This window comes from Lunatimonas salinarum (assembly GCF_017811155.1).
GTDB classification, from domain to species: Bacteria; Bacteroidota; Bacteroidia; order Cytophagales; family Cyclobacteriaceae; genus Lunatimonas; species Lunatimonas salinarum.
In genome coordinates this window covers 265,606-277,830 of sequence record NZ_JACVCV010000002.1, presented here as the reverse complement: position 1 = coordinate 277,830, position 12,225 = coordinate 265,606, and the positions used below count along the sequence as shown (strand labels likewise).

Sequence of the window (12,225 nt, the reverse complement as noted above, 5' to 3'; positions counted from 1 at the left end):
GATATTAGTGCAATTAGTTGTGTATAAATTTTTAAAAAATTCTTACATGGATATTTTATTTTTAAGGTAATTATGCTATTTTTAAAATGTCGACGGAGATTTTGCCGGTATCTACCGGTTAATAATGCGGTCAGTCGCGCCCTTTTGGGTTCGTTTGCCCATAATTTTGGATTAAACTTTATTTTCAGGCATTAAAAGTTAGTTCGTAATCTATTGAATAGATCAGTTTTAAACTATAAAATGGAATAAATTATGAAATGGTATTTGAAAGTATTAAGACAGTACGCTGATTTCAGCGGAAGGGCAAGAAGAAAAGAATATTGGATGTTTGCATTGTTTAATTTGATTTTTGCTTTTTGCGCCATCTTTTTGGACAATATGATGGGATTAACGATTGAAGGACTTCCTTATGGAGCCTTTTATTTTATTTATGTATTAGCTGTTTTTGTACCGGGATTGGCGGTGGTCGTAAGGCGCCTACATGATATCGGAAAGAGCGGCTGGATGTTTTTGGTCGCATTGATTCCCGTGGTAGGGGGGATTTGGCTGTTGGTATTGTTGGTGACGGAAGGTAACTCTGGAGAAAACAAATACGGCAGTGATCCAAAAGCGGTACTTGCGTTGGAAGTGTGAGTAAGGCCAATGACCTTCCTTGGTAGATAGTTTGGTTTTACGGTGATTTATTATTGGATGCACCACCGTCGGTCGAGGTAGTGCATCCAATTGATAAACATCAATTTCTGTTTCTGTTCTGGAATATCTTGTTTACCAAGGTAGTGTCTTTTGCTCCGGCATACCCTCTGCGTTCTTCCAAGAAGTCCAAATATTCATCGATGTATTGCTGGCTTATTTGCGAATTGTCCCCGTATTTTTCCCTTAGCGCATCGAGTTTTTCGTGCAGTGTTTTCCGAATCTCCGAATAGGCAGGATCTTCGTATACATTTTTTAATTCGTGGGGGTCGTTTTTCCGGTCGATCAGTTCCCATTCATCGGTGTCGAAGTAATAATGCACCAACTTATATTCTTTGGTAATGATCGCATAGTGGCGCTTTACCATGTGGATGGAGGGGTATTCGTAGTAATGGTAATACACGGCGTCCCGCTGCCAATCCTCACCCGTTCCCGTGAGAAAGGGCATTAGGCTTTGGCCCTGCATATCTGCCGGGGGAGTCAGTTGGGCCGCCTCCAAGAAGGTTTGGGCAAAATCCAGGTTTTGTACCAAGGCATCTGAGCGAATGCCTTGAGGAGTTTTGCCAGGCCAAGCCATCAGTAGCGGGGTCTTGAAGGATTCATTGTATACAAATCGTTTATCGTACCATCCGTGTTCGCCTAGGTAAAAGCCCTGATCGGAGGTGTATACGATGATGGTGTTTTCCATCAGACCGTTTTCATCTAAGTAGTCGAGCACCCTTCCCACATTTTCATCTACCGATTGAATGGTTCCCAAATAATCCTGCATATACCGCTGGTAGCGCCATTTCATTTGTTCCTCCGGTGTCATGGAGGGGTAGGCTTTTTTAAATTCTTCGTTGATCACGCGGTAGGCGGCATCCCATTTGGCACGCTGCGTTTCATTCATTCGCCCCACTTCCCGGTCAAAGGCTTCCTTGTCCCAGCTTGAAGTCCCTTCGATCCCCAATTCGTCCATGACCTCGGGGTAAATTTTTGAATCTCCCGCCCAATGCATGTCGGTAAGCAGATTCATTTCTGCTTCCCTAGCTGGCCTGCCCCGACCAGCGTAATCGTCGAATAAGGTGGGAGGCTCGGGAAACGTGCGACGTGTAAAGTCTTCAACGTGTCGTTCTGCCATAAGCCATTCCCGGTGCGGCGCCTTATGCAGGTACATTAGCAAAAATGGTTGGTCTTCTTTTCGGTCGTTTTCCAACCAATCCAGCGTCATGTCGGTGATAATATCCGTTACATAACCTTCCACGCGCACGGTGCCTTCCTCTTTGGTGATGAAGTCGGGGTTGTAGTAAGCGCCCTGTCCAGGCAATATTTTAAATTGGTCAAAGCCTTTTGGATTGTTGCCAAAGTGCAACTTTCCAAACATAGCCGTTTGATAGCCGGCCTCATGCAGCAGTTGCGGAAAGGTGACATTGGTGGTGTCAAAAGGGAAATGGTTGTCTACTTTTCCATTAATGTGACTATGCTTTCCCGTTAGTATGGTTGCCCTAGATGGTGCGCAGATTGAGTTTGTAACGGAGGCATTCGTAAACAAGATGCCCATTTTAGCAATTCGGTCAATATTTGGCGTTTCAATCAGTCTATTGTCGTAGGCGGATATGGCCTGATAGGCGTGGTCATCTGACATGATAAAGACTATATTTGGTCTTTTCGATTGCTGGTCAGGGTCCTTCTGGTTGCAGGAAAATTGCAAAAAAAGTGTGAGAACCAATAGGGTATGGGTGAGTTTTTGCATGTAAAAGGTTTTTTAAACTTGATGATGGGATGTAATTGGTTGCCAGGGTGGCTTGCTTGTGTTGAATTTGGCTGTCGTATTTAGAGCCTTTGGACAAAGAGCAAAGTAAATGGATTATTTGCAGATTTTCATTACAGGATAATGAAAACATACCTAATTCAAACAAATCTATTGACCTCTTTTGGTGGATAGGATAATGGTAGTTACCTTAGATAGCCAATGGGCAATCTATTACGGCTCCTATTTTCACAATTGAATTATTGATCAATGCATGCATCCGTTGTTTTTCTTTTTTGGGCTTTGGCCCAAAGTCTGCTTAGTACACCCGATATGCCGGTGCAAAAGCCAAATGTACTTTTCTTATTTGCCGATGACCAACGGGCGGATGGCTTAGGGATTTCAGGAAATCCGTACATCCGTACCCCAAACATTGATCAATTGGCCCGAGAGGGCAGCCGTTTTACGAATGCCTATGTTATGGGAGGACATCACGGTGCGATTTGTATGGCAAGTAGGGCTATGTTGATGAGTGGGATGAATTTTTTCCGGGTATATGACCGACTGGCTGGGGTACACACCATGCCCATGGCCTTTGCAGAGGCAGGGTATACTACCTATGGTACCGGAAAGTGGCACAATGAAAAGGAAGCTTTTGAGGCCAGTTTTCATTATGGGAAAAACGTCTACCTAGGAGGTATGGCAGATCACTATGGCATCAATCTAAGAGATTTTGGAGCCGACGGCAGGCTCGGAGATCCTATTAAGAAAGGATACTCCACGGATGTTTTTGCTCAAACGGCCATTGATTTTCTGACTGATCACTCAAAAAATCAGCCGGACAAACCTTTCTTTTGTTATGTAGCGTTTACTGCTCCCCACGACCCTTATTCGCCCGAGGTATCTTACTACAACTACTACCCGGACGGTACGTTGCCGTTGCCGGGTAATTACATGCCCCATCACCCATTTGAGTTTGATCAATTGACCGTAAGGGATGAGAATCTTACCGGGTGGCCCAGGCGTCCCGAGGTCATCCAAATGATTCTCTCAGACTATTACGCATTGATCACCCATCTAGACAATCAGATAGGCAGAATAATACAGACGCTAAAAGATAACGGTCAATATGATAATACCATCATCGTCTATGCCGCAGATAATGGACTAGCAGCCGGTAGCCATGGCTTACTAGGAAAGCAAAGCCTCTACGAGCATTCTACCAAGGTACCCTTGGTTATCAAAGGGCCCGGAGTGGCAGTGAATCAGGCGTTTGATGCATTCGCCTACATACACGATATCTATCCCACACTCGCTGAATTGACGGGTGTACCTGTCTCCGATCAGGTAGAGGGAGAGAGTTTGGTTCCAGTCATCCAGGGTACCCAGCAACAGGTTAGAAATTCTTTATTTACGGCATATCGGCATACCGTCAGGGCGGTGAGGGATGAGCGATGGAAGCTCATTCGCTATCCTGAGCGGGATTATACCCAGCTTTTCGATTTGGAAAATGATCCTTTGGAATTGAATAATCTGGCAGCGTCTGGTACGCATGCAGGCACCTTGGATCGACTGATGAAACTCATGACCGTGTGGCAGGAGGATTATGGGGACAATCATCCGTTGACTGCAGCTAAAGTCAAACCCACAGCCTATGACCCGGATACGTTGGTAAGAAAGCCCGATCAATGGCAGCCGGAATACATACTTAAGCGGTATTTTGGAGAAAAGCCATAGAATGGTTTAGGGGATGAGGAGTATGCGGCGTTGGTTTCTTGTTTTTCTGTGCCGATTGGTTCCGTCTATCTACCAATCACTCCGTTTATCCCATTCTCAGACAGGTGTTGTATTCTGTCCACAGTTTGAGGATCAATTTTTGCAAAAAGGGCTGCTTTGGGTTACTTTTATTTCTCAATAAGCCCAAAGTCCATAATTTTATACGTTATTTACTACGTTTTTAACTATCTATTTAATCATTGGACGATGAAGAATTCCGAAAACCGCCGATCGTTTGTTAAGAAAGCACTTGCTCTCACCGGAGCATTTTCTGCCACAAACCTGTTTGACCAATTACATGCGGAAGAGTGGCGCGATATGGATGCTTTTTGCCAAGGCCTCTCTCCGGTGGAGCTTGCGGAAAATGAGGATTATTGGAGTCATATTCAGCGCGCCTACACAGCGAGTTCTTCCCCAGTCCTGAACTTGAACAACGGGGGGGTGTCCCCTTCTCCTTTGGTGGTGCAGCAAGCTGTGGAACGCTACAATCTACTCTCAAATCAAGCGCCATCGTACTACATGTGGCGGATATTAGATCAGGGCAGGGAACCACTGCGTGATAAGTTAGCGCTTTTGGCGGGATGTGAGGCTGACGAAATAGCCGTAAACCGGAATGCTACAGAGGCATTGAACACGGTGATTTTTGGGTTGGATCTTCAGCGTGGCGATGAGGTGATCGGTAGCTATCAAGACTATCCCAATATGATGCAGGCATGGGCGCAGCGGGCGGAAAGGGAAGGGATCATTTATAAGCGGCTGAGTTTTGATTTCCCCATCGAAGACGAAGATCAGATCGTATTCAAATTCCGTGAGGCCATTACCTCAAAGACCAAGATTATCCATGTCACTCATGTGGTGAATTGGGTAGGACAGATCATGCCGGTGAAAAAGATCTGCCGCATGGCTCACGAGCGGGGAATTGAAGTGATAGTGGACGGGGCTCATTCTTTTGGCTTGTTGGATTTTCGAATCCCCGATCTGGAGGCGGATTATTTTGGCACCAGCCTGCATAAGTACCTTTCTGCTCCCATTGGTAGTGGTATGCTTTGGATAAAAAGGGAGAAGATTTCCAAGGTTTGGCCGCTATTATGCAATGGAAACCCCAGGAGTAGTGATATCCGAAAATTTGAATCCCTTGGAACCCGTTCTTTTCCTATAGAGCAGGGAATCGGAGAGGCACTGAATTTCCACAATTCCATCGGCAGTAAGCGGAAGGAAGAACGGGTTAGGTTTTTGAAAAATTATTGGGCTGAAAAGGCCTTACAGATACCTGGCGTAAAGCTGCACACGTCGCTTAAAAGGGAGTTTAGTTGTGCGATTGCGGGTGTTTCGGTCGAAGGGATGAAAACTGCTCAATTGGGAAATGTTTTATTGAATGATTACCGGATCCATACTACTTCCATTGTTTACCACAACATTGATTGTGTGCGGGTTTCTCCGCACGTTTATACTAGCCTGGCAGATCTCGATAGATTGGTGCATGCCCTCGGTAAAATTGCTGAATCTGTAGTCGTACCGGGTTTAAGCGAAAAGGAATCCTAATGAGGTTTTTTCAGAATGAACTTTCCAATGGTGTATAATTAGGGTGTATTTGTTTTTTTAGAAGATTGAATACTACACGGGGTAATAACCTACAAAGATAGTTTCAGCTCCGGAAATAGTTCCGAAGTTTCCGGATGGAATCGCCAGTAAGTGATTTTCACCTGTTTATAATTTGTTCTTAATCGGTCAGATGGAATCCCTGCCTACCGGCAGGCAGGTCGCACGAATTCCCCGATAGCCATCGGGGCAGCCCTCCGTGTGTCGCTTGCGTCGTGCTCGATTTCAAGTGCATTGTGAGGTTTAAAATCGATTGATCGCAGGCCTTCTAAGTTCGATGGAAAATTTCTGGGAAGGCAATCGGCCAAACAAGCGTGTAAAGTACGCTCGTTTGACCTTGGAACAATCACCTGGTAAGCGTAGAGGTTAAATGAGCTGTTTATGAGTCAAAAGTGAGGACGGTTAGATCCGGAATAGGGTTTTGCTCCTTGCCCCTTCATTTGTGTGTTATCTGCTTTTAGGAGGGCTTCTTCCGAAGTCTCGGGTGCTTTGATAAAACCGTAATACCTGCCCATCCAATAATCACGCAGGAAGCCAACGGGTTCCATGATACGCTTGCTATTTACTCCCCCATCGAGCACGATTGCCCTTCTGCTCCCACGTGTCACACTTTTTTCTCGTGGTGAGATGGCTTTGAGCCCACCCTCGTAGGAGGTGTAACCATCCTCTACGAAAAGGTCGTCTCGGTGGGAATTTCGGTAATTGTGTTCAATGCAGTCCAAAGTCCATTCTCGAAGATGCCGTACAGCTTCTTCTAATTCAGCGTCATTTCCGGTAAATGCTGCATAGCTGAAATTAAACCATGGGATGTGTTCCATTCGTTTGATCTCATAAGTTCGCTCCAAGCTGCGTAGATAGATCGACCTTCGGGCGGGATCCTTTTCATAGCGTAGGAGGGTATTGTAAGCTTCAAAAGCAAGGTTGTCGTCCCATGGTGCGATCTCGGACGGGGGGAACGTCTTTTTCTGGCGTATGGTGTTTTGTGCATATCCCCAGTCAATGAGTTGTTGATATCCTTTTTTGAAGCGTTCTTCACCGGTAAGGGCATAGGTTGCATAAGAAAATGCCAATGCCTCCAATCCGTTTACTCCCCGGTCTTCCCAGCCGTAGGGACGAAGTAGGTACTCCGGATTCCATCTGCCCCATCGTGTAGGCTGTCCGTCGTAGTCAATCAATACCCAACCGTTGTCTATGATATATCCTGCGATCCGGCGGAGGTGTTCTTTAGCAAGTGCCTTCTCTTCGGCATCAGCGGCGAGGTCATGGAACAGAGATACTGAGTAAAAGTGCGCGATGATCTCGTCGCTAGAAGCGTCACCCTTCCAGTACCACAGGCTGTCTGCCGTAGCATTCCATTTGGCAGGTAGTCCTCCAGATCCGCGTTTCCCTATTCTACCTGTGTCGCCCTTTCTTGACCAAATAGAACGTGCGATTAGTCCATCTATCGGTGTGATGCGCTCTAACCAGCACATTGCCTTGAAGGCTTCTGATGCCTCTCTTCTGGCTATTTCATCTTTGGTGACAGCGTATTTGTAGCTCATGGCAGTGAGGTACGAAGCAGTATGGGATCCGTCGTTGTCGCTGATTTCTCTTACCCACTCGCCATTATAATCGTAGAGGGTGTGGATAAAACCAAGACGCTTATGTCCCCAATGCTCCAGCCATTGTTCGTAGTGATCAGCTTTTTTGGCTAGGGTGAAGGGCACATACGAGATTATTCCTAGCCCTTTGTCGGTTGCAATGTAAACGGTACTGTCTCCTACAGCGATGCTGTTTACGTGGTTATCGGGAAGCCAATGGTCTGCTCCAAAGTAATGCCATTCTTGTCCAGTCATGCGGATGGCTCCCCGAGGAGTTCCAATCCATACATCTCCTGAAAATCCCCGTACGAGTTGCCGGGTGTTTTCTACCGGAAGGCCGTCTGATCCTCGAATTCCACTCATGGAAGCTCCCCGAAGCACGCCCAATCCACGTTCAGTACTTATCAGCAAACGGCTGCCTAGGGAAAGCATTTCCCGTGTGTGGATTGAGGGCAGGCTTCCCCAATCTATTAGATGTTCATTAACCACCGCACCGGCGAGCTGAACGAGCTGTCCAGGTCGTAAGATGTGGAGGGTACCTGCATAGCTTTCTATTGCGGTAATAGGACCCAGCTGAACGGGATCCGCTAATAGCTGTGTCCCATCCTCCATCACCATCGTGATGTCACTAGACAGGTACCCGCCTTCCGGCATGATGTTTACGAGCTGTTCTTTTTGAAGTATAAATAGCTCGTTCTCAGTGGCAGCATGGGGATTAGAGAGGTGCATACACATGTCCACGATGAATCTATCGTCCAGTTTTTTCCAACCATTCTCCTCCAGCTTATAAAGTCCGCCTGGCCCAAAGGCGAATAGATGGGCTCCCAAGACTTTTAGTTTGGTCACACCTTGCGGTGACTGAGGTAATTTCCAAAAAGTATCTCCTTGCAGCTCGTGGATTTGGTGTTCAATCAATGCGAATGCCCGGTTTTGGTGAAGGGCGATTTGTTGAACCGGCGTTAAGGTCTGTATTACCTTTGATTTTTCTTGAAGGTAAATCTTATCCTCTACCGGTCTCCAAAGGGGTTTTTCTTGTGCTTTTAACGTGCCAACTCCTAGCAGCCATATCAGTAAAAGCAACTTCCATTTTTTTGACATAAGGGAAATGATTGGGTATTTGAAAAGCAATTTTGGAAGATATACTGGCAAACCGTAAAAAATACCCCTAAGTATCGAAATACATCACGCCGGCAGGGGATGCTGTCAGCCGGTTTTTATTACACCTAATTCCCCGAATGTTAGTCAAAATGAGTATGAATCACTATTTTTTGATTAAATTTAAGACTTCTTCGAAAGCAAAAAGGAAATGGTTACCAGTGGCGAGGGAATGACGACGGAATTCGATTTGAACATATTTTTTCAGCAATCTCCGGACTTGCTATGCATAGCTGGATACGATGGGTATTTTAAAAAGCTCAACCCCTCATGGATAAAATTAATGGGGTATTCTGAGCAAGAATTGCTTGAAAGCCCCATAGACTCATTTGTTTTTCATGACGACAGCGCCTCGACATTGATGGGAAGAGATCATGTTCGCTATGGGAAACCACTGCTAAATTTCGAAAACCGCTACCTAACCAAATCAGGCAAAGTGCTGTGGTTATCGTGGACCTCGTTTCCAATCCCGGAGAGAAAGCTGATTTATGCCATTGCAAAGGATATTTCTGCAAAAAAGCAACAGGAAGTAGACCGCAATATCATCATCGAAAAGCTGGGAGGGGTCATAGAAGAAATGAAGCATGCGAACTATACCGCTTCCCATGATCTTCGCGCTCCGGTAAATAACATGCTTTCGATATTTGAGCTCTTGGATCATACAAAGATCAGTGAGGGAGAAACAGAAGAGTTTTTGGAGATGATGCGATTAAGTGTCAAGAAATTAAAGGAAACACTCGACCACTACCTGGCCGAATTTGGGCAAGCCGATGCACAGAAGGTCAAGGAAGAAGTTATTTATGTGCCCCAAATTGTGGATGAAGTGATTATGTCGATTGAGTCTTTGTTGGGTTCATCCGGAGCGGCCATAACCACGGATTTTTCGGCGTGGGAGTCTGTTTCTTTTAACAGGCTCTTTATGTACAGCATTCTTTTAAACCTGCTTACAAACGCTGTAAAGTACAGAAAGGTGGAGGAGGATCTTACCATAAGCATTTTGACAAGGTGCCAAGATGGTAAGAAGGAATTGGTTGTAGCAGACAATGGAATTGGGTTTGACATGGATAAAGTACAAGATAGACTTTTTGGGTTTCGTCAGAAATTTTCCGATCATCCGGACAGCAATGGGATTGGTTTATACCTCATACATAATCATGTGACAGCATTCGGGGGTAAAATCAGCCTCAAAAGCCGCATAAACGAGGGAGCGGAGTTTGTGATCACCTTTAGATAAATTAGATTTTTCCTTTTGAAAGCGTTATTTTTGTTTGGTGTAGCTTTTGGCCCCATAACTACCTATGAAGGCACCTCTTCCATCGAACGAATTAAAACGCCTCCTCGAATTAAATGATTACGGGTTGGTTTATGATGAGTTAGAGGATCATTTCAAAGACCTTACCGCATTAGCGGCAAAGATTGCCGGGACGGAATTTTCCCTTGTCAATATCATCGATTCATATACTCAATGGAGCGTGGCCGCGGAGGGTATGGAAACAGGACAAATCCCCAGAGAGAATTCAATATGCCAATTCACCATACTCGAAGATAGGCCTTTTGAAGTTTCCAATATTTTGGAGGATCGTCGATTCAAGGATGAGGGTTTTGCGGTAGATGAAAAGGCGTTAAAGTACTATTTGGGAATCCCCTTACAGACGGAGGATGGCAACAACCTCGGAGCTCTTTGTGTATTGGATACGGAACTTAAAACCATCGACGATTCAAAGATCGATATGTTGAAAATCATCGCCGATGAGGTGGTAAATCGCCTTGTTCTGATCAAGAAAATGCATCATATGGAAGAGGAGGCGGCCAAAGCCAAAGAAGCTGCAAAAAAAGTAGCCCATGACATCCGGGGGCCACTCGGCGGGATTTTGGGTTTGTCCCAGCTAATCAAAGATAAGGGTGGAAAAGCCGACTTAACCGAAACACTGCAGGTAGTCGATTATATTTTTAATAGTAGTCAGGCCTTGTTGGACTTGACGGATCAGATTCTTTTAGACGCGTTGATACCCAGTAAAGCCTATAAAGAGGTGTCGCAGGATGAATATACCTTGAATATATTTAAAGGAAAGCTCTTAAGTCTTTATGTTCCGCAGGGGAGTCAAAAAGGGGTCAAGCTAGATGTAATGGTTGCTGGGGAAAATGCGGATGTGCCGTTTTTGAAAGGGAAGCTATTACAGATCGTGGGAAACCTCATTTCCAATGCGATCAAATTTACGCCTAAGGGCAAAGAGGTGAAAGTCATTCTTTCTTTGGCTTTGGGCAATCGGTCCAACGAGATTTCGGTTACGGTTAAAGACAATGGGGTAGGCATGTCGAAGGAGAAAATAGATGCGATTCTCGCAGGGCAGTCAGAATCTACCACAGGGACAGAGGGAGAAAGGGGGTTTGGTTTTGGACTTCCAGTGGTCAGACAGCTTGTGGCAGATCAGGGAGGAAGGATGATCATCGAATCGGTAGAAAATGAGTTCTCCGAATTTCGAGTTACCTTGCCCTGTTAGTTGCTGTCGGCTCTACCTCCGTTAATTAAAAGGTGTATTTTGAATGACAGCCTGCCTTTTCTTTCGAAAGGGGATTGGTGGGACGGTATTGAAAATATAGGATAAACGCATAGCTAGGACGATAATTCTACCTAATGAATCCTATTCCGATCTTTCGGTTTAGAATAAGTGATCACTTATCAAGCAACTATAAACAAATGAAGAGAAAGATAACGCTTCCGCATACTGATATAGAAATATCTCGTGTGATTTTTGGCTGTTGGGCTATCGTAGGTGGGTTTAACTGGGGCCCCCAAGATGAAAGGGATTCTTTAGCTGCATTGAGGGCGGCCTATGATAGCGGGGTAAACTGCTTTGATACGGCCGAGGCCTATGGTGGAGGACACTCCGAAAATCTTCTGGCAAAGGCGTTGAAAGGGGAGAGGAACCGCATTGTCATCGCTTCAAAGGTAGGTCCTCAGGATTTTGCGGGTGACGATGTAATCAGGGCCTGTGAGCGAGGCCTTAGAAATCTCCAAACAGACTACATTGACCTGTATCAGCTACACTGGCCCAATCCAAGTGTCCCCTTGGATGAGACACTTGGTGCCCTTCAAAAGTTAAAGGATGAGGGGAAAATTCGATCCTATGGGGTGTCAAATTTTGGAATCGAAAGCCTAAGCGCTTGCAGGCGCTCCGGATTTTCTATCAGCACTAATCAAATGGCTTACAACTTGCTCTTTCGTGCGATCGAATTCGAGGTACTGCCTCAGTGCATTGAAGACAACGTCCCGGTGCTCTGCTATTCCCCCATCATGCAAGGTCTCCTGACGGGGAAATTTACCGATTGGACGCAAGTACCCGACGATCGGGCGAGGACCAGGCATTTTTCAAAAGACCGCCCTATGTCACGGCACCAAGAAAAAGGTTGTGAGGAATTAACATTTCAGACAATCTCATTGATAAAGCGAATTTCCGATGAGCACGGATTGGATATGGGTGCACTAAGCTTGGCATGGTTGCTAAAGCAACAGGGCGTTGGCGGTGTGATCGTAGGGGGTAGGAATGCCGATCAGGCTCGAAGGAACGTCTTAGCGTACGAAATGCCGGACGATTCGGCACTCTTCGACGAGCTTACCAGTATTACTACCCCCCTAAAGGAGTATTTGGGAGCAAATGCTGATTTGTGGCAGACCGATTCCCGCGTGGTGTGATT

General features: G+C 45.6%; 8 protein-coding genes. 6 read left to right on the top strand and 2 right to left on the bottom strand.

Annotated features, from left to right (window positions below; genetic code table 11):
* The first annotated feature begins 252 nt into the window (after nt 1-252).
* Nucleotides 253-633, top strand: coding sequence for a DUF805 domain-containing protein (locus IAQ59_RS03110; RefSeq protein ID WP_209329311.1), 381 nt, complete (start codon nt 253-255; stop codon nt 631-633).
* A gap of 100 nt (nt 634-733) precedes the next feature.
* Here the strand turns inward: IAQ59_RS03110 and IAQ59_RS03105 are convergent, their stop codons facing one another.
* Nucleotides 734-2,422 carry a sulfatase family protein gene (locus tag IAQ59_RS03105; RefSeq protein WP_209329310.1) on the bottom strand — a complete coding sequence of 563 codons (1,689 nt, stop codon included), beginning with the start codon at nt 2,420-2,422 and terminating at the stop codon, nt 734-736.
* 267 nt (nt 2,423-2,689) lie between these two features.
* On the opposite strand from IAQ59_RS03105, the gene IAQ59_RS03100 reads away from it, so the two are divergent.
* Together IAQ59_RS03100 and IAQ59_RS03095 are read left to right on the top strand one after the other, a co-directional pair.
* Entirely contained in the window at nt 2,690-4,156 is a 1,467-nt protein-coding gene (locus IAQ59_RS03100) for a sulfatase family protein (RefSeq protein ID WP_209329309.1), read from the top strand.
* 246 nt (nt 4,157-4,402) lie between these two features.
* On the top strand, nt 4,403-5,737 hold the full coding sequence (locus tag IAQ59_RS03095; RefSeq protein ID WP_209329308.1) for an aminotransferase class V-fold PLP-dependent enzyme: 1,335 nt from the start codon (nt 4,403-4,405) through the stop codon (nt 5,735-5,737).
* 443 nt (nt 5,738-6,180) lie between these two features.
* Here the strand turns inward: IAQ59_RS03095 and IAQ59_RS03090 are convergent, their stop codons facing one another.
* Nucleotides 6,181-8,472, bottom strand: coding sequence for a hypothetical protein (locus IAQ59_RS03090; protein WP_209329307.1), 2,292 nt, complete (start codon nt 8,470-8,472; stop codon nt 6,181-6,183).
* 208 nt (nt 8,473-8,680) lie between these two features.
* On the opposite strand from IAQ59_RS03090, the gene IAQ59_RS03085 reads away from it, so the two are divergent.
* From IAQ59_RS03085 to IAQ59_RS03075, 3 genes are all read left to right on the top strand, one after another.
* Nucleotides 8,681-9,763: a sensor histidine kinase gene (locus tag IAQ59_RS03085; RefSeq protein WP_209329306.1), complete on the top strand. Its 1,083-nt coding sequence runs from the start codon at nt 8,681-8,683 to the stop codon at nt 9,761-9,763.
* Nucleotides 9,764-9,827: 64 nt separating this feature from the next.
* On the top strand, nt 9,828-11,030 hold the full coding sequence (locus IAQ59_RS03080) for a GAF domain-containing sensor histidine kinase (RefSeq protein WP_209329305.1): 1,203 nt from the start codon (nt 9,828-9,830) through the stop codon (nt 11,028-11,030).
* 197 nt (nt 11,031-11,227) lie between these two features.
* Complete coding sequence (locus IAQ59_RS03075) at nt 11,228-12,223, top strand: aldo/keto reductase (RefSeq protein WP_209329304.1); 996 nt, start codon at nt 11,228-11,230, stop codon at nt 12,221-12,223.
* Nucleotides 12,224-12,225: the final 2 nt, after the last annotated feature.

Coding starts and splice junctions, on each gene's coding strand:
- IAQ59_RS03110 (WP_209329311.1), top strand. CDS start 253: ATGAAATGGTATTTGAAAGTATTAAGACAGTACGCTGATTTCAGCGGA.
- IAQ59_RS03105 (WP_209329310.1), bottom strand. CDS start 2,422: ATGCAAAAACTCACCCATACCCTATTGGTTCTCACACTTTTTTTGCAA.
- IAQ59_RS03100 (WP_209329309.1), top strand. CDS start 2,690: ATGCATGCATCCGTTGTTTTTCTTTTTTGGGCTTTGGCCCAAAGTCTG.
- IAQ59_RS03095 (WP_209329308.1), top strand. CDS start 4,403: ATGAAGAATTCCGAAAACCGCCGATCGTTTGTTAAGAAAGCACTTGCT.
- IAQ59_RS03090 (WP_209329307.1), bottom strand. CDS start 8,472: ATGTCAAAAAAATGGAAGTTGCTTTTACTGATATGGCTGCTAGGAGTT.
- IAQ59_RS03085 (WP_209329306.1), top strand. CDS start 8,681: ATGGTTACCAGTGGCGAGGGAATGACGACGGAATTCGATTTGAACATA.
- IAQ59_RS03080 (WP_209329305.1), top strand. CDS start 9,828: ATGAAGGCACCTCTTCCATCGAACGAATTAAAACGCCTCCTCGAATTA.
- IAQ59_RS03075 (WP_209329304.1), top strand. CDS start 11,228: ATGAAGAGAAAGATAACGCTTCCGCATACTGATATAGAAATATCTCGT.